We start from the raw sequence: 18090 nt of genomic DNA, 5'->3' as shown, positions 1-18090 counted from the left end.
ACGGAACCCCGCATCCTGCGAGAGCCCGCACCCTGTGAGAGACCCGCACCCCGCAAGGGGACCGGCGTCCGGGCGTGGGTTGTCGTAGCTCCCCCGTAGACTTCACCCGTGGCAGGCAGGATCAATGACGACGATGTGAAGGCGGTACGGGACGCGGTCCCGATCGACGCCGTCGTTTCCGAGTATCTCCAGCTGCGCAACGCCGGCGGGGGAAACCTCAAGGGCCTGTGCCCCTTCCACGACGAGAAGTCCCCCTCCTTCCAGGTCAGTCCGAGCAAGGGCCTCTTCCACTGCTTCGGCTGCCAGGAGGGCGGCGACACGATCGCCTTCGTGCAGAAGATCGACCACCTGACCTTCGCCGAGGTGGTCGAGCGGCTCGCTGCCAAGGCCGGCATCACCCTGCGCTACGAGGAGGGCGGCTACAACCCCTCCCACCAGCGCGGCGAGCGGATCAGGCTGGTCGAGGCGCACAAGGTGGCCGCCCAGTTCTACGTGGACCAGCTGGACGGCCCCGAGGCCGAGATCGGCCGGAAGTTCCTCGCCGAGCGCGGCTTCGACCAGGCCGCCGCCACCCACTTCGGCGTCGGCTACAGCCCGGCCGGCTGGGACCACCTCACCCGCTTCCTGCGCGGCAAGGGCTTCAGCGACAAGGAGCTGATCACCTCCGGCCTCTCCCAGGACGGCAGGCGCGGCCCCATCGACCGCTTCCGCGGCCGCCTGATGTGGCCGATCCGCGACACCGCGGGCGACGTCGTCGGCTTCGGCGCCCGCAAGCTGCGCGACGACGACAACGGCCCGAAGTACCTCAACACCCCCGAGACCCCGATCTACAAGAAGTCCCAGGTGCTCTACGGCATCGACCTGGCCAAGAAGGACATCGCGAAGTCCAGCCGGGCCGTCGTCGTCGAGGGCTACACCGACGTGATGGCCTGCCACCTCGCCGGGGTCACCACCGCCATCGCCACCTGCGGCACGGCGTTCGGCGGCGACCACATCAAGATCCTGCGCCGGCTCCTCATGGACAACGGCAGCGCCCGAGTGATCTTCACCTTCGACGGTGACGCGGCCGGCCAGAAGGCCGCCCTGCGCGCCTTCGAGGATGACCAGAAGTTCGCCGCCGAGACCTACATCGCCATCGCCCCCGACAACATGGACCCGTGCGACCTGCGCCTGGCCAAGGGCGACGACGCCGTCCGCGACCTGGTCGAACCCCGCACCCCGCTCTTCGAGTTCGCACTGCGCCAGATCGTCGCCCGCTACGCCCTGGAGACCCCGGCGGGCCGCGCCGCCGCCCTGGACGAGGCCGCCCAGGTCGTCGCCAAGATCAAGACGGGCAGCATCCAGCGCGAGGTCGCCGTCCAGCTGGCCGGCTTCGTCGGCATCCTGGACCAGGAGTACGTAGTCCACCGGGTCAACCAGCTCGCCCAGTGGGCGCGCGGCCGGGGCGGCGACCGGCGCGCCCCCGCCACCCGCAACGGCGCCCGCCACCAGCAGCAGGTCCAGGCCCCGCCCGTGGTCTCCGGCCCCGCGCTCAACCTCCGCAGCCCCGCCCACCGCACCGAGCGCGAGCTGCTCAAGCTCGCCCTCCAGAAGCCCGAGCTGGTCTCGCCCGCCTTCGACGCCTACGGAACCGACGAGTTCACCGCCCCGCCCTACGCCGCCGTGCGCGAATGCGTCGCGGAGGCCGGCGGCGCCGAACAGGGCCTCGGCGACAACCGCGAATACCTGGTCCGGGTGCTCGACGCCACCCCCGACGAGACCGTCCGCAAGCTGGTCACCGAGCTGGCGGTCGAGGTCTTCCACGGCAAGTCCATCGACGAGGCCTACGCCGGCGAGCACCTGGTCAAGGTCCGCCTGCGCGCCGTCGACCGCCGGATCAACGACGTCCAGAGCAGCCTGGCCCGCCTCGGCAGCAACGTCGCCCCCGACCACCTGGCCGCCGCGCAGAACGAGGTCTGGGTCCTCCAGCAGTACGCCCAGTCCCTGCGCAACCACGGCGCCGCCGCCCTCTGACCCCCGGCCCGCCGCGGCCGGCCGGTCACGGAAAGCCCCTCCCGGGTCCCAGAAAGTCACCGCACGCCCCTCGTGGCAGCCATGTGTCGTACCCCACACTGGATGGCGGTGCCTGAGTCATCGGAGCGCGGCCCCATCCCCGCGGTCCGGCAGCGATCACCTGGAGGTCGCCCCCCGTGCAGACCCGGACCGTGACCGATACCGAGAGCCTCCCTGCCATCCCCGTGCAGGCCGGGGCCGCGCGCCACCCCGAGGCGGTCATGGAGGAGTCCGTGGAGCCGGACGAGCCCCCTCGGCCGCGCGGCCGGCCGGAGACCGGTCCCACCTCCGACCTGTTCCGCCAGTACCTGCGCGAGATCGGCCGCATCCCGCTGCTCACCGCCGCCGACGAGGTCGAACTCGCCCGCCGCGTCGAGGCCGGCCTGTTCGCCGAGGAACGCCTCGCCCGCACCCCCGACCCGGACACCCGCCTCGCCGTCGACCTGGACCGCCTCGTCGTCATGGGCCGGACGGCCAAGCGCCGCCTCATCGAGGCCAACCTGCGTCTGGTGGTCTCGGTGGCCAAACGCTACGTGGGCCGCGGCCTGACCATGCTCGACCTCGTCCAGGAGGGGAACCTCGGCCTGATCCGGGCCGTGGAGAAGTTCGACTACGCCCGCGGCTACAAGTTCTCGACGTACGCGACGTGGTGGATCCGGCAGGCCATGTCCCGCGCCCTCGCCGACCAGGCCCGGACCATAAGGGTCCCGGTCCACGTCGTCGAGCTGATCAACCGCGTCGTCCGGGTCCAGCGCCGCATGCTCCAGGAACGCGGCTACGAGCCCACGCCCGAGGAGGTCGCCGCCCACCTCGACCTCACGCCCGAACGGGTCGGCGAGATCCTGCGCCTCGCCCAGGAACCCGTCTCCCTGCACGCCCCGGTCGGCGAGGAGGACGACGTCTCGCTCGGCGACCTCATCGAGGACGGGGACGCCGCGTCCCCCGTGGAGTCCGCGGCCTTCCTGCTGCTGCGCCGGCACCTGGAGGCCGTTCTCTCCACCCTGGGGGAGCGCGAACGCAAAGTGGTCCAGCTGCGCTACGGGCTGGCCGACGGCCGGCCCCGCACCCTGGAGGAGATCGGCCGCCTCTTCGGCGTGACGCGCGAACGCATCCGCCAGATCGAGTCCAAGACCCTCAACAAGCTGCGCGACCACGCCCTGGCCGACCAGCTCCGCGGCTACCTCGACTGACGCGCACGCGCGTACGGCCGGGGCAGCCGCGGAACTCCGTACGGCTCAGTCGACCTCGACGACCGCCTGGGCGAACTGCGCCGCGTACAGCCGGGCGTACGCGCCGTCGGCCGCCAGCAGTTCGTCGTGCGTGCCCTGCTCGACGATCGACCCGTTCTCCATGACCAGGATGATGTCGGCGTCCCGGATGGTGGAGAGCCGGTGCGCGATCACGAAGCTCGTACGGCCGTGCGCGAGGCCCGCCATCGCCTTCTGGATCAGCACCTCGGTACGGGTGTCGACGGAGCTGGTCGCCTCGTCCAGCACCAGTATCACCGGGTCTGACAGGAACGCGCGGGCGATGGTGATCAACTGCTTCTCGCCCGCGCTGACCCCGGCGCCGTCGTCGTCGATCACCGTGTCGTAACCGTCCGGCAGGGTACGGATGAAGCGGTCGGCGTGGGCCGCCTTCGCCGCCTCCTCGATCTGCTCCCGGGTGACGTCGCCCGACGCCCCGTACGCGATGTTCTCCGCGATGGTCCCGCCGAACAGCCAGGTGTCCTGGAGGACCATGCCGATGCCCGACCGCAGATCGGCCCGCGACATCTTCGCGATGTCGACCCCGTCGAGCGTGATCCGGCCGCCCGTCACCTCGTAGAACCGCATCAGGAGGTTGACCAGCGTCGTCTTGCCGGCGCCCGTCGGGCCGACGATCGCGACCGTGTGGCCCGGTTCGACGTTCAGCGACAGGTCCTCGATGAGCGGCTTCTCCGGGTCGTAGCGGAACGCCACCTTCTCCAGCGCGACGCTGCCGCGCAGGATGCCGGGGTGCTCGCCCTTGTCCTTCGCCGGGTCGGGCTCCTGCTCGTCGGCGTCCAGCAGCTCGAAGATCCGCTCCGCCGACGCCACCCCCGACTGCACCAGGTTCGCCATCGAGGCGACCTGGGTCAGCGGCATCGAGAACTGCCGCGAGTACTGGATGAACGCCTGTACATCACCGATCGAGAGCGTGCCGGACGCCACCCGCAGTCCACCGACCACGGCGATCAGCACATAGTTCAGGTTCGAGACGAACATCATCAGCGGCTGCATGATCCCGCTGTTGAACTGCGCCTTGAACCCGGCCTCGTACAGCGCCTCGTTCTGCTCGGCGAAGTCCCGCGCGGACTCCTGCTGCCGGCCGAAGACCTTCACCAGGGTGTGCCCGGTGTACATCTCCTCGATGTGGGCGTTGAGCTTGCCCGTCACCTTCCACTGCTGGACGAAGTGCGGCTGCGAACGCTTGCCGACCTTCGTCGCCACGACCACCGACAGCGGCACCGTCACCAGTGCGACCAGCGCCAGCAGCGGCGAGATCCAGAACATCATCACCAGCACGCCGATGATCGTCAGCAGTGAGTTGATGAGCTGGCCCATCGTCTGCTGCATCGTCTGCGAGATGTTGTCGATGTCGTTGGTCGCCCGGCTCAGCACGTCGCCGCGCTTGGCGCGGTCGAAGTACGACAGCGGCAGCCGCGACAGCTTCGTCTGGATGTCCTCGCGCAGCTGGAAGACGACCCCGTTGATCACCCGGATCGCCAGCCGCGTCGACACCAGCATCAGCAGACCGGCGCCGAGGTACACCGTCAGCGCCACGAGCAGCACCTGGGCCACCGCGGTGAAGTCGATGCCCTGCCCCGGTGTGAAGTCCACCGTGGACATCACGTCGGCCAGGCCGCTGTTGGTCCTGCGCAGGCCCTCGACGGCCTGCTCCTTCGTCGTCCCCGCCTCCAGGCCCCGGCCGACGACCCCGGCGAACACCAGGTCCGTCGCCTTGCCGAGGACCTTCGGGCCGACCACGGAGAGCCCGACGCTCAGCGCTATGCCCGCCAGCATCGCGTACAGGGTGTTCTTCTCGACGCCGAAGCGTTTCAGCAGCCGCTTCGAGGACCCCTTGAAGTCCATGGACCGCTCGGTCGGCGCCCCGCCCGCCATCATGCGTCCGCCAGGCCCGGCCATTACGCGGCCTCCGCTTCCGTCAGCTGGGAGAGCACGATCTCCCGGTAGGTGTCATTGCCGTCCATCAGCTCGTGGTGGGTGCCGGCTCCGACGACCCGCCCCTCGTCCAGCACGATGATCCGGTCGGCGTCACGGATCGTGGACACCCGCTGGGCCACGATCACCACCGTCGCCCGCGCGGTCTCCCGCAGCAGCGCCGCCCGCAGCGCCGCGTCCGTCGCGTAGTCCAGCGCCGAGAACGAGTCGTCGAAGAGATAGATCTCCGGCTGCTGCACCAGCGTCCGCGCGATCGAGAGCCGCTGGCGCTGACCGCCGGAGACATTGGTGCCGCCCTGCGCGATCGGCGCGTCCAGCCCGTGCTCCAGGCCCTCCACGAACTCCTTCGCCTGGGCGACCTCCAGCGCGTGCCACAGCTCCTCGTCGGTCGCGTCCGGGTTCCCGTACCGCAGGTTCGTCGCGACCGTCCCGGAGAACAGGTACGGCTTCTGCGGGACCAGGCTCACGGTCTTCGCCAGCAGCACCGGATCCAGCGTCCGCACATCCGTCCCGTCGACCAGCACCTGACCGTCCGACACATCGAACAGCCGGGGTACGAGACCGAGCAGCGTCGACTTCCCGCTGCCCGTCGACCCGATGATCGCGGTCGTCTCGCCCGGCCGCGCCACAAGGTCCACCGACCGCAGCACCGGCTCCTCGGCGCCCGGGTAGCGGAAGTCCGCGCCGCGCACCTCCAGATGGCCGTGGGCGCGCAGCTCCCGCACCGGCTCGCTGGGCGGGACGACGCTGGAATCGGTCTCCAGGACGTCCTGGATGCGCTCGGCGCAGACCTCGGCGCGCGGCACCATGATGAACATGAAGGTGGCCATCATCACCGACATGACGATCTGCATCAGATAGGCGAGGAACGCGGTCAGCGCGCCGATCTCCATCCCGCCGCTGTCGATGCGGTGCGCACCGAACCAGACGACGACGATCGAGGACACGTTCACGACGGTCATCACGGTCGGGAACATCAGCGCCATCAGCCGGCCCGTGGACAGCGTCACGTCCGTCAGCTCGGTGTTCGCGCCCCGGAAGCGCCCCTCCTCGTAGTCGTCGCGGACGAAGGCACGGATGACGCGGTTGCCGGTGATCTGCTCGCGCAGCACCCGGTTCACCGTGTCGAGCCGCTCCTGCATCAGCCGGAACAGCGGGCGCATCTTCCGCACGATGAGGCTGACCGCGATCCCGAGGACCGGCACCACCGCGAGCAGCACCGCCGACAGCGGGACGTCCTGGCCGAGCGCCATGACGACGCCGCCGATGCACATGATCGGGGCCGACACCATCAGCGTGAACGACATCAGGACCAGCATCTGTATCTGCTGGACGTCATTGGTCGTACGGGTGATCAGCGAGGGGGCGCCGAACCGTCCGACCTCGCGCGAGGAGAACGACTGCACCCGGTCGAAGACCGAAGCACGCACATCGCGCCCGAGCGCGGACGCGGTACGGGCACCGATGTAGACCGCCCCGATGTTGCAGACCACCTGGGCGATGCTGACGACGAGCATCACGCCGCCGGACTGGAGGATGTAGCCCGTGTCCCCCTTGACGACACCGTTGTCGATGATGTCGGCGTTGAGGGTCGGGAGGTAGAGGGTCGCGGAGGTCTGCAACAACTGGAAGACGACCAGCACCGCGAGCGGTTTCTTGTACGGAGCGAGATAGGCCCGCAGGAGTTTTATGAGCACGCGTGTCTCTCGGAGTCGGCGTAGGGCTGGGGGAGTCGACCCATCTTCCGGCACCGCTCACCGGGACCGCGAACGGTTTTGTTCAAGTCCAGGTCAAAAACCAGACTCGGTCCATAATTCCGCGGCCCCGCCCTCACTCACCGCACCGGGGAGAACGCTCCCGGGTGGATCTGGTCCCGCGTCGCCACGTACTGCTGGCGCACGGCCTGCCCCACCGGCAACTCCTCGCCCGGCTCCAGCACCTGCGCCGCGGCACCCTGCCAGGCCGGGGGCGTACGCCCGTCGAGCGACCCCTGCGAGACCCCCAGCGCCCAGGCCGCCTGCCGGGCCGCGCCCAGCGCCGCGTACTGCGCCGGCTGCGGTACGACGACCTGCGTCCCCAGCAGCGCGGGCGCCAGCTGCTGCACGGCCGGCAGTTCGGCCGCCGCCCCCAGCAGGAACACCCGCCGCACCTCCACGCCCCGGCCGCGCAGCACGTCGAGCGCGTCGGCCAGCGAGCAGAGCATCCCCTCGAACGCGGCCCGCGCCAGATGCTCCGGCTTCATCGACTCCCGCCGCAGCCCGCACAGGGTCCCGGCGGTGTGCGGCAGCTGCGGGGTGCGCTCACCCTCCAGATACGGCAGCAGTACGAGCCCCGAGGAGCCCGGCGTCGACTTCAGCGCCAGCGCCGAGAGCGCGTCGAGCCCCTCCACGCCCAGCATCTCGGTGGTCCCGCGCAGGACCCGCACCGCGTTCGACGTGTGCACCACCGGCAGATGCATGCCCGTCGCGTCGGCGAACGAGGTGATCATCCCGGTCGGATCGGCCAGCGCCTCGTGATGCACCGCCATCACCGAACCCGATGCCCCCAGCGACACGACCGCGTCCCCGACCCCGACGCCGAGCCCGAAGGCCGCCGCCATGGTCTCGCCGGTCCCGGCGGAGATCAGCAGCCCCTCCGGCGTCGTCCCGGCGGCCTCGGAAGGACCGAGCACCTCCGGCAGCGCCGCCTGGTGCCCGAGCGCCAGCTCCACCAGCTCCGGCCGGTAGGACTCGCTGCCCGCCGACCAGTACCCGGTCCCGGACGCCGCGCCCCGGTCGGTGGTCCGCCGGGCGGGCCGCCCCAGCAACTGCCACACCAGCCAGTCGTGCGGCTGCATCACCGCGGTGACCCGCTGCGCCTGCTCCGGCTCGGTCCGCGCCAGCCAGCGCAGCTTCGAGACCGGCTGCGCGGCCTGCGGCACCGCCCCGACCGCCTCGGCCCAGGCCTGCCGCCCGCCGAGCCCGTCGATGAGATCGGCCGCGGCGGCCTGCGCCCGCTTGTCGTTGCCGAGCAGCGCCGGGCGTACCAGGTTGCCCTGGTGGTCCAGTGGTACGAGGCCGTGCTGCTGCGCGGACACCCCGATCGCCTGCACGCCTTCGAGCAGCCCGCCGGTGGCGGCCTCACCGAGGGAGAGCAGCCACGCCTGCGGGTCGACCTCGGTGGCCTTCGCCTCGACGGGATGCGCGGCGTACCCCTGCCGCAGTACGGCGCCCGTGTCCGTATCGCAGACCACGATGTGAGTGAACGCGGAAGAACTGTCCAAGCCGGCGACTATGCCCATACACAGATTCTGCCGCACCACCGGAGGTTTCCCGTACCGATGGTGCGGCAGACGTGGGTCCGGCCCGAATCAGGTGTTGGTGGTCCCCCAGTCGTCCTCGCGGCCCGCACCGCGCCCGCGCAGCGACCGCACCCGCTCCGTCACGGACGCGGGCACCTTGTCACCGACCTTCTCGCCGACCGCGTGGTACGCCTTCCCCGCGAACTCCCGGCCGCTCTGGGCCGCGGTCTCGCAGGTGTTGCGCACGGCCGGGTTCTGGGCGAACTGGCGTGCGGACTTCTTCAGCTGCTCGTAACGCTCGCGCCCGGCCCGCGTGCCGAGCACGTAACCGAGGGCCACTCCGGCGATGAACGTGAGCCGGTACCGCATGGGTGCCACCCTTCCTTCGCTCCGTGCGACGTGTGCTGCCCGCCTACCCGCAGACGCCCGAGATCACCCCGGTCACTACCGATTGGCGAAGCACCCCCCTGCTTGCGCTAATGTATGTGTCGCAGCGAACGCGCGCCGCCCGGCATCCGCCAGGCAGGTGCGTTCGAGGCACCGCAGCAATCCCCTGTAGCTCAATTGGCAGAGCAGCCGGCTGTTAACCGGCAGGTTACTGGTTCGAGTCCAGTCGGGGGAGCGCGATCCCCTGTAGCTCAATTGGCAGAGCATTCGGCTGTTAACCGGAGGGTTACTGGTTCGAGTCCAGTCGGGGGAGCGATCGGAACAGGGCCCCTCAGGGGTCCTTTTTCGTATGTCCGGAACCGGCCGCCGAGCAGCGCCGTCTTCATGGTCATCAGCGACCGGGCATCCGCAGCGGCAGATCGTATGACCGGCTATGCTGCGGCAGACGGTGCGCACACATGTACGCGCCACGCCGAAACGGGGCGGTAGCTCAGCCGGTTAGAGCAGCGGACTCATAATCCGTCGGCCGTGGGTTCGAGTCCCACCCGCCCCACCACAGCAGAAACGTCGCGACCTGTGAGGATGCCGGTCCGGCGGGGTCTGCGGGCCCGAGGCCCCGCGGGGCGTGAGCCGCACGGCGGGGCCTCGGGGCCGTTCCGGGCGTGGTCAGCCCGTCGGCTCCGTGTCGGCCGGTTCCGTCGGCGTGACAGGTGTGACGCGGATGGTGGCGAAGGCGTCGCTCAGGAAGCGGTCGAGTTCGGCCGAGTCGCCGGGGCCGACGACGCCGGCCAGCGGGATGTCGGTGTCCGCGTAGCTGAGGACCGTCTTGATCGGCTCGTCCTCGGGCCGCTGGCTCCACCGGTAGACGAGCGGGCTCTCGCGGAAGGGTGCCTCGCCCTCGATGCGGCAGTACTCGGCGCCCAGCTTGTGGCTCGGCCAGCAGAACCAGCCGTAGCGGGAGCCGTCGGCCTCGGGCCAGGTCAGCTCCTCGGCCGAGACGCCGCCCGTGACCAGTTGCAGGTAGCGCGAGGGCAGGTGGACCCCGGTGGCGAGCTCGAAGGTGTCCACCACGTCCGCGCCGCCGAAGCGGGCGCCGACCTCCAGGAACACCACACCGTCCGGGGTCTCGATGCCCTCCAGGTGGAAGAGGCTGGTGGTGATGTTGACGGCGGCCAGGCAGTCCAGGGTCCAGCGGCTCAGCTCCGGGGTCAGCTCGATCTGCACCGAGCCGAGCGGCGTTCCCTCCGCGTATCCCAGACAGGTGCCGACGTAGCGGCTGGCCTGGACCGCCATCGGCTTGCCGTCGATCAGCATGCCGTCCACGTGGATGATGGGGCCCGTGACGAACTCCTCGACCTCGAAGCCGGCCGGCTCGGTGCCCTCGGGCACCCCCGCCTCGCGCACCGCGGCGAGGGCGTCGGCCGGCGTCGGGTGGATGGTGACGTTCATGGCCGCCGCGCCGTCCAGCGGCTTGAGCACCGTCTCACCGCTCCAGGGCAGCCCGTCGGGTCCGGCTTCGAGCGCCTCCGTCAGGGACAGGTACCGGGGGACCCGCAGACCGGCCGCGGCGACCATGGACTTCATGACGACCTTGTCGCGCCAGGGCCGGATGTCCTCCTCCGAGTCGCCGGGCACGCCGAGGGCCGCCCGTACCCGGGCACCGGCTATCAGGTCGAACTCGGAGAGCGCGAGCACCATGTCGAAGGGGGGAAGCCCGGCGACGGCGGCCAGCACCTCTTCGGCGAGGTCGCCGGTGTCGGGGCGCTCGATGAGCGTGCAGCGCAGACCGGTCGGGAGAGTGGCCAGCCGGTCCGCGGGGCCGACGTAGGTGACGTCATGGGCCGCGTGGTCAATTCCCGTCGCGTGCCGGATCATTTTGTCCGTGACTCGGTGCAGGATCAGGATGCGCATGATAGTTCCTCAGGCGTGCGAGAAGCGGAATGAGTAGGGCGACGGCACAGACGGAGCCGATGACGGAACCCAGGGCGATGCTCTGGGGGCTGAAGGACGTGGTGAAGAGGGTTACCAGGAGTCCGGCCGCGGGCAGGGACAGCTGGTTCAGGAGAATGATGATGGCGATCGTCTTCGCGAAGTGCTCGCGCGGAATTCTCCTGACGCGCTCCGTGCGTATGACGACGTTGAAGAACCCGACGGTCCCGAGCAGGACCGCGTAGCTCAGTGCGTACTGGGTGAAGGTATTCGCCAGGCCGACTCCGATGCCGCCCAGCGCGATCAGGGAGTAGGACGTCATCAGGGCGGCGAAAGGATTCAGCCGCTTCGTCACCTTCGGGACGACGAAGAACGTCAGGATGCCCACGATGCCGGCGCCGGTGCTCAACGCCCCGTAGTACTTGTCCGGTTGGTGGAAGACGCCCACGGTGGTCGCGGCGCTGGTGGCCATTCCGACGCCGACCATGAGGTTGACCGTCATGGTCAGTCCGACCAGGCCCAGGATCGCGGGCAGCTTGAGCAGGGTCGTCACGCCCTCGCCGATGCCGGTGGCCACGGAACGGACGGTGGTGGGTTCCCCGGTGTTCCCGGAGAGCGTCTCGGTGCGCAACCAGCGGCGCAGCGTAAGGGTGTTGAGCGTGGTCAGCCCGTAGACCACACCGATCACGGCGAGCAGGCTGGTGGTCGGCAGCGCGGAGGCGAGCAGCGCGGCCAGGACGGGGCCGATGACCTCACTGGTCTGCTCGGTCCCCTGGATGATCGACTGCGCCCGGACCATCTGGTCCATCGGGACGAACCGGGGGAGCGTGGCCTCAAGGGCGACGTACGACTGCGCGCCGGCCACCGACATGCCGGCGGCCAGCACGCACAGCGTGAGGAACTTGCCGTCGGGCACGAGGAACATCAGGGCGAACGCGGTCAGCGCAAGACCGGAGCGGACGAAGTCCGAGCCGATATACAGGAGGTAGCTGCGTATTCGGTCCGCGAACACCCCGGCCACGGGCAGGAATATCACCCGGGGCAGCCATTCGACCAGGAAGATCAGGCCGGTCTGCGACGCGCTGCCCGTCATTTTGTAGGCGAGCAGCGGAATGGCGAACAGGAGGAACTGATCGCCCAGAGCGGCCAGTCCGCGACCGCCCACGAAACGCGCCACCTGGGGGCCCGGCATATAGGCGCGGGGCGGCGTCCTCGTATCGCTGCCGCCGTCCTCCCCGGGCGCCTCGGCCGTGTTCTCCCTCGCTTCGTGACTCATGCTCCCCCGTATTTCGTGTCACCGAGTTCGTTGAACAGGATCTCCGTGGTCGTGGCCGGCCGGGAGGCGGGGCCATGAACCAGTCCGCATTCCGAGATAGTTGGGCGAACGCGCTCACTCGCAGGGCGGTGCCAGAGTATAAGCACCCGGCTGCCGCCCGCAGGCCTTACACCAGGATCGCGGCCGCGTCCGCTGAGCGGGGAAGGAAGTGGGTGATGTACCAACATCCGAACAACCCTTGCCTGTTGGGGAGTCACGCCGCTAGCTTCCTGGATCGAACGGTTCGGATGAGGCGCCGATCAGGCACGTTCCCTCTGCGGGACTCATCCGAGGGGCACTAACGGGGGGTGCTGTGGGGCCGCGTACTGTCGCCACACTTCTGGAGTTCGAGCGAAACGTCGTTCCCGCGGTCAACTCCCTGAGAGTTCTGCGCAGTCGGCCCCGGGCCGGCGGAAGTGAGCCGTCCGGTGCCGCTCCGGCGGGCTCCGACGAGGAGATACGTTCCGCCATCGACGCGATCTGTACCGCCGTCGAGGGCATGCGGGGCCTGATGCCGCAGGCGCAGATCGCCGCCACCTGCAAGGACCTGCGGGCCTGGCAGGACGCGGACTGCGAGGGCGTACCGCACTTCGACGCCACCCGCGACAGCGTGCCCGCGCCCAGGGACGGCGAGGCCGCCGCCTTCGTGGGGCCCGTGACGCTGCCCAACAGCGACCGGCACGACGTCCACATCGAAGCGTTCTCGGTGATCCGCGAGGACCCCGAGAGCACCCCTGCTCTCCAGGCCGCCTACCCGCACCCCAAGGCCGTCTTCCAGTCGACCCGGCTGCTGTCCGCCTCGCGCGGTCTGCGGGAGGGCAACTGCGTGGTCTTCTTCCCCGAGAACATCCCCTCCGCCACCCGGTGTACCGACCAGAACTTCGCCTGGTTCTTCTTCAACCGGCACACCGAGATCTACGCCCAGACCCTGGCGATCACCGAGCGTCTGTGCGGACCCGGCTCGCCCTTCGAGGGTGAGGACACCCTCGTCTCCGCGGACGTGGACCCGGAGGACACCTACCAGGCGCGCTGCGTCTGGGGATACATGCACGACTACTTCCACCACACGGGCCCGCGCCCCCTCGACCAGCACCTGGCGATCAAGACGACCTGGCGGCCCGGACTCCTGGAGGAGCTGAAGGTCGACATGCTGTCGGCCATCGCCTGCTTCGAGGAGGACGTGCCGTACGGCCGGATCGTCTTCGAATACATCATTCTCGAACGGCTCCTGCGCTACCCGGCGCAGCCCGAGCCCCTGCGCAACTTCGACGCGGGCACCGGCTTCGCACTGGGTACCTGGCTCGCGTCCCAGGGGCTGTTCACCCAGGACGACCAGGGGCGCCGATGTCTGGGTTCCAAGGCACGGATCGTCGCGTCGGTACGTGAACTCGTGGGCCTGATCGAGGAGATCGAGCGCACCGAGGACGACGCGGCCTACCGGTCGGCGGCCGTGGACTTCCTCTTCGGGACGCTGCTGCGCCGCCCGGAGGGCAAACCCGACCGGTACGGCGGGCCTCTCGCACCGCTCGGCCTGTGGGGTTCCGAAGTCCATGTCTGAGCCGCGCCGCACCGCGGAGCTCGACGCGATCCTCAGGGACCCGGGCTTCTGCCGTCACTCCACCGGACACACCACCGTCGTCGACTGGGACGCAGGCACCGGCTGGTCCGAGCCGCGCGTCGAGCCCTGGTCCGATCTCGCGATGGACCCCGCCACCCTCGGACTCCACTACGGGCAGGCCGTGTTCGAGGGCCTGAAGGCGTTCCGGGCCGCCGACGGATCGGTGCACCTCTTCCGGGCCGAGGACCACGGGCGACGCCTGGCCAGGTCCGCCGCGAGGCTCGCGATGGCCGAGATGCCCGCCGAGCTGTTCGTACGGGCGTGCGCCGCCCTGGTCGCGGCCGACGAGCAGTGGGTGCCCGGCGGCTACGGGCAGAGCCTCTACCTGAGGCCGCTGCTCATCGCCACCGAGCCGGACCTGGGGCTGAGGCCTTCCAGGCGCTACCGGTGCGTGATCCTGGCCTACCCGGCCGACCCCTGCTTCGGGGCCGACTTCCGGCCGCTCTCGGTGACCACGTCGACCGACACGGTGCGGGCCGTACGCGGCGGGACCGGTGAGTCCAAGTGCGCCGGCAACTACGCCGCCGGCCTGCTCACCCGGACCGAGGCACAGGCCGCCGGGTACGACGAGGTGCTGTGGCTCGACGGGCTCGAACGGAGCCGGATCGAGGAGCTGAGCACCATGAACGTCTTCCTCGTCTGGCGCGACGGGACGGAGCCCCGGCTGTCGACCCCGCCGTGCGACGGCACCATCGTCCGCGGCCTGACCCGCGACTCGCTGCTGACCCTGGCCCAGGACCGGGGGATCGCGGCGGCACAGGAGCACACCACGATCGACGCCGTCCGCGACGGGCTGCGCTCCGGCCGGCTGGCCGAGATGTTCGCCTGCGGCACGGCCGGTGTCGTCGTCCCGGTGGGCCGGGTCGGCATCGGCGGCGAGGACATGACCGTCGGCGACGGCGGAGAGGGACCGATGACGGCGCTGCTACGCAACAGCCTGCTCGACGCCCAGCACAGACGTACGCCCGACGCGCACGGCTGGCTGCGGACCATCGGGCGGGCCGACGAGAACGGGGGACGACGCGCATGAGCGACAACAACGCGGCCTTGAAGGGCGACCGTGAGGGCGCGCTTTCGAGGGTCACCGTGATCCACACGCTGGGCCCCATGGGCACCAACCTGGAGAAGGCCGCCCACCACTGGCTCGCCGGGCGCGGTATCGCGGGGGACGTGACGCTGCACACCGAGGTGGAGGACGGCCTCGACGCGATGGCCTTCGACGGCACCGAGGCCATCCTCGCCTGCGCCGTCTACCCCCGGCTGCACGACCTCGTCTTCCAGAACCTGCACCGCCTGGAGATGGCCGACAGCTTCATCCTCGACACCCACGACATGGTCCTGGCCGGACGCCCCGACCACTCCGGCACGGCCACGATCGTCAGCCACCCGGCGCCCAGCAGCCTGGTGGCCGGGCTCGGCGACGTCACGCTCACCAGCAGCAACTCGCGCGCCGCCGCGCTGTGCGCGGCCGGACAGTACGACGCATGTGTGACCACCGGGCCCGCTGCCGCCGCCGAAGGACTGAGGCTGATCAGAAACTTCGGCCCGGTGCCGATGATCTTCACCCTGCACGTCGGCCGGACCCCCGGTGACGAATCCGGCACCGACACGGGGAGCACGCACGCATGTTGATCGTCGTCCAGCCCCTGTCGGCCGGCGTCCGGCTCACCGCCCGCATGGTGGCCGCCGGCGTCCCCTGCCTCGTTCCCACCCAGTTCCCCGAACTGCTGCCGCCCGAGGTGCGCTCCGGGGCGACCGTCGTCGACTGGCACCCCGACGCGGGGGTGGCCGGGCTGCTCAGCCTGGTCGAGGAGGCGGCCGCGAAGACCGGGACCGCGCCGACCGGGGTGGTCGCCGGCTTCGAGTACGCCGTGCAGGAGGCCGCCGAGCTGGCCCGGACCCTCGGGCTGCCCGCGCTCGGCGCCGGGGCGGCCGAGGCCGTGCGGCAGAAGGACGTCATGCGCCGGCGCTGCGTGGAGCGCGGCGTCGCCCACCCGCGCTCGGTCGTGGTCGGCCCCGGGGACGCGGGCCCCTGCCCGCTGCCGTTCCCGGTCGTCGTCAAGCCGGTCGACTGCGGCGGCAGCCTGATGGTGAGCCTCTGCCACGACCAGGACGCCTACGCACGGGCCTGCGCCGTCGTCCACGACCCCGGCGAGGACGTGAAGTTCCACCCGGACCCGCGCCGGACCGCCCTGGTCGAGGAGTACGTGGAGGGCCCCGAGTTCTCCCTCGACGGCTGGGTCGACGCACAGGGCCCGCACCTCGCGAGCGTCACCACCAAGTTCCTCTCCACCCCGCCGGACTTCTTCGAGATGGGCCACATCGCCACCGCGCCGGAGCGCTCGCCGCACGGCGAGGTCCTGGAACGCTTCGCCCGCGAGGTCGTGGCCGGCTTCGACCTCACGGTGGGCCCGTTCCACATCGAGGCCCGGATCGACCGCGACCGCGGCCCCGTCCTGATCGAGGTCGGGGCCCGGCTCGCCGGCGACAACATCCCCGAACTGGTGCTCGCGGGCCCCGGCGTGGACCTGTGCGCGGCCACGGCGGACGCCGCACGCGGCGTGGTCCACGACCCCGGCGCGCTGTCGCCGGTCAGCGCGGGTCTCGCGTTCGTCACCACCGACCGGCCCGGCGCCTTCGCCGGAACGCTCCCCGGTATCGACGCCTTCACCGAGGCGGCCGAATTCCGCGGCCTGCTTCCGGAGGCCGAGCCGGGGGCGGTGCTCGACCCGGGCGACATTTTCAGCAACCGGGTCGCCCGTATCCACTTCGAGGGCGACCTTGACCGGGTCGAGCGCCTCGTCGCCTCGGTCCTCGCAGACGTGAGGGTCGACGTCGACGGCGTCGGCCACCAGGACAAGGAAGGTGTCCCCGCATGAGCAACGAACTGACCGTCACCCCCACGACCACCCCACGCCCCAGGCCCGAGGCGGACGGGCCGGCCGGTGCCGTCCTCACCGACCACGCCTTCTTCATGCGGACCGGCAAGCGGCGCGGCTGGCAGCGGCTGACCGTGGCCGACCGGGACAGCGTCCCGGCGCTGCGCCCCACGGCCGCCGCCGTGCTCAGCGGGCAGAGCGTCATCGACGAGCTCGCCGCGTACCGGCTCGCGGACGGCACGGTCGCCGTGTTCCGTCCCGACAGCCACATCAAGCGGCTGAACAACGGGGCCCGCCGTCTCGCGATGCCGCAGGTCGACTTCGACCGGGTGTGGAGTTCGGTACGGGCGATGGTCGAGCTGGACGAGGGCTGGCTGGCGCGGGAGGCGGGGTCCTGCCTGCGGCTGCGCGCGGTGCTCGCCGCCGACGGCTCGGGCCTGACCGCGGGACCCGCGGACGACTGCCTCTTCTACGTGCTCGGCTCGGTGCCGGCCGCCGCCGAGGCCAAGCCGCTGAAGGCCCTGACCCTGGACGGATACGTACGGGCCTGGCCCGGTGGCACCGGTGACGTGAACACCGCGGGCGGGCTCGCGGCGGGCGTGGTGCCCGGGGAGATCGCCGACAACTACGGCAACGACCACGTGCTGTGGCTCGACGGGCCGCAGGGCCGCTTCATCCAGCAGATCGGCGAGCTGAACGCCTTCTTCGTGATCGACGGCGTGCTCACCACGCCCGCGCTCGACCGCACCGTCCTGCCCGGCGTGACCCGCGACTCCGTCGTGAAGCTGGCCAGGGACGCGGGGACCGAGGTCGTGGAGCGGCCGGTTGAGCTGGCCGAGGTCCTCAAGGGCATCGCCGACGGCACCGTCACCGAGTGCTTCGCCACCGGCACGGCCGCCGGGGTGGCCCCGGTGGGCTCCCTCGGCCACCAGGGCGAGGAGTACCGGCTCGCGTCCCAGGAGGCCGGCCCGGTGACCGCCCGCTTCCGGGACCTGCTGGACGGCATCCACCGGGGCGAGTCCGTCGACCGGTTCGGCTGGATGCGGCGGATCACCGAAGTGGCGCCCGTCCACGCCTGAGGGAGGAGAGAACCATGGCGTACGTCGTCACCGACGAATGCGTTGGCTGCAAGTACACGGACTGTGTGGACGTCTGCCCCGTGAGCTGTTTCCACGAGGGTCCCGAGATGCTCTACATCAACCCCGAGGAATGCATCGACTGCAACGCGTGCGTAGCCGAATGCCCGCCCGAGGCGATCTGGGCGGACGTCGACCTGCCGGAGGACAAGTTCCAGTGGATCGAGATCAACGGCGAGATGAGTAACAAGTACCCGGTCATCTTCGAGAGCCGGGGCACCAAGGGGGAACCAGCCGAGGCCCCCACCGAGCCCTCCAGCCAGCCTTCCTGACCGAAAGAGCGGGAGCCTA

14 protein-coding genes and 3 tRNA genes are annotated in these 18090 nt (G+C 70.5%); 11 read left to right on the top strand and 6 right to left on the bottom strand.

Translation table 11 applies throughout. The annotated features are described in order from the left end of the window. Positions 1–108: 108 nt before the first annotated feature. Together dnaG and P8A18_RS09535 are read left to right on the top strand one after the other, a co-directional pair. A complete protein-coding gene (dnaG, locus tag P8A18_RS09540; protein WP_306053437.1) occupies positions 109–2013 on the top strand; it encodes a DNA primase in 1905 nt (634 codons plus the stop codon). Positions 2014–2189: 176 nt separating this feature from the next. After that, positions 2190–3242, top strand: a complete 1053-nt coding sequence (locus P8A18_RS09535) for an RNA polymerase sigma factor (protein WP_306053436.1) — start codon at positions 2190–2192, stop codon at positions 3240–3242. A 45-nt stretch (positions 3243–3287) separates the two neighbouring features. Here the strand turns inward: P8A18_RS09535 and P8A18_RS09530 are convergent, their stop codons facing one another. The 4 genes from P8A18_RS09530 to P8A18_RS09515 form a co-directional block, all read right to left on the bottom strand. Further along, positions 3288–5219 carry an ABC transporter ATP-binding protein gene (locus P8A18_RS09530; protein WP_306053435.1) on the bottom strand — a complete coding sequence of 644 codons (1932 nt, stop codon included), beginning with the start codon at positions 5217–5219 and terminating at the stop codon, positions 3288–3290. Then, complete coding sequence (locus P8A18_RS09525; protein WP_306053434.1) at positions 5219–6952, bottom strand: ABC transporter ATP-binding protein; 1734 nt, start codon at positions 6950–6952, stop codon at positions 5219–5221. Before P8A18_RS09525 ends, P8A18_RS09530 begins: the two co-directional genes overlap by 1 nt. Positions 6953–7089: 137 nt before the next feature. Then, positions 7090–8535 carry an FGGY family carbohydrate kinase gene (locus tag P8A18_RS09520; protein ID WP_306053432.1) on the bottom strand — a complete coding sequence of 482 codons (1446 nt, stop codon included), beginning with the start codon at positions 8533–8535 and terminating at the stop codon, positions 7090–7092. A 69-nt stretch (positions 8536–8604) separates the two neighbouring features. Beyond that, positions 8605–8904: a YtxH domain-containing protein gene (locus tag P8A18_RS09515; protein WP_306053431.1), complete on the bottom strand. Its 300-nt coding sequence runs from the start codon at positions 8902–8904 to the stop codon at positions 8605–8607. A gap of 180 nt (positions 8905–9084) precedes the next feature. Here P8A18_RS09515 and P8A18_RS09510 point away from each other — a divergent pair. The 3 genes from P8A18_RS09510 (at position 9085) to P8A18_RS09500 (ending at position 9478) form a co-directional block, all read left to right on the top strand. Continuing rightward, positions 9085–9157 (top strand) — tRNA-Asn (locus tag P8A18_RS09510). A 5-nt stretch (positions 9158–9162) separates the two neighbouring features. Further along, a tRNA-Asn gene (locus tag P8A18_RS09505) sits at positions 9163–9235 on the top strand. 166 nt (positions 9236–9401) lie between these two features. Beyond that, positions 9402–9478 (top strand) — tRNA-Ile (locus P8A18_RS09500). A 110-nt stretch (positions 9479–9588) separates the two neighbouring features. Here the strand turns inward: P8A18_RS09500 and P8A18_RS09495 are convergent. Then, complete coding sequence (locus P8A18_RS09495; protein ID WP_306053430.1) at positions 9589–10833, bottom strand: ATP-grasp domain-containing protein; 1245 nt, start codon at positions 10831–10833, stop codon at positions 9589–9591. After that, the gene (locus P8A18_RS09490) at positions 10772–12127 is read right to left on the bottom strand and encodes an MFS transporter (RefSeq protein WP_306053428.1); all 1356 of its coding nucleotides are present in this window, start codon (positions 12125–12127) and stop codon (positions 10772–10774) included. The genes P8A18_RS09495 and P8A18_RS09490 overlap by 62 nt, the downstream gene beginning before the upstream one ends. A 352-nt stretch (positions 12128–12479) precedes the next feature. Here P8A18_RS09490 and P8A18_RS09485 point away from each other — a divergent pair, with 352 nt between their 5' ends. The 6 genes from P8A18_RS09485 to P8A18_RS09460 are packed head-to-tail and all read left to right on the top strand — an operon-like array spanning position 12480 to position 18071. Next, positions 12480–13724: a DUF6421 family protein gene (locus P8A18_RS09485; RefSeq protein WP_306053427.1), complete on the top strand. Its 1245-nt coding sequence runs from the start codon at positions 12480–12482 to the stop codon at positions 13722–13724. Continuing rightward, on the top strand, positions 13717–14814 hold the full coding sequence (locus P8A18_RS09480; RefSeq protein WP_306053426.1) for a branched-chain amino acid aminotransferase: 1098 nt from the start codon (positions 13717–13719) through the stop codon (positions 14812–14814). The genes P8A18_RS09485 and P8A18_RS09480 overlap by 8 nt, the downstream gene beginning before the upstream one ends. Continuing rightward, positions 14811–15416, top strand: a complete 606-nt coding sequence (locus P8A18_RS09475; protein WP_306053425.1) for a bacilysin biosynthesis protein BacA — start codon at positions 14811–14813, stop codon at positions 15414–15416. The genes P8A18_RS09480 and P8A18_RS09475 overlap by 4 nt, the downstream gene beginning before the upstream one ends. Beyond that, complete coding sequence (locus tag P8A18_RS09470) at positions 15410–16663, top strand: ATP-grasp domain-containing protein (protein WP_306053423.1); 1254 nt, start codon at positions 15410–15412, stop codon at positions 16661–16663. The genes P8A18_RS09475 and P8A18_RS09470 overlap by 7 nt, the downstream gene beginning before the upstream one ends. Further along, a complete protein-coding gene (locus P8A18_RS09465; RefSeq protein ID WP_306053421.1) occupies positions 16660–17742 on the top strand; it encodes an aminotransferase class IV in 1083 nt (360 codons plus the stop codon). The genes P8A18_RS09470 and P8A18_RS09465 overlap by 4 nt, the downstream gene beginning before the upstream one ends. Before the next feature lie 14 nt (positions 17743–17756). Continuing rightward, on the top strand, positions 17757–18071 hold the full coding sequence (locus P8A18_RS09460; protein ID WP_306053420.1) for a 4Fe-4S dicluster domain-containing protein: 315 nt from the start codon (positions 17757–17759) through the stop codon (positions 18069–18071). Positions 18072–18090 lie beyond the last annotated feature (19 nt).

Source organism: Streptomyces sp. Mut1 (genome assembly GCF_030719295.1).
In the GTDB taxonomy this organism is placed as follows: Bacteria; Actinomycetota; Actinomycetes; order Streptomycetales; family Streptomycetaceae; genus Streptomyces; species Streptomyces castrisilvae.
The sequence above is the reverse complement of the archived record's forward strand: the minus strand, read 5'-3'. Positions and strand labels throughout refer to the sequence as shown.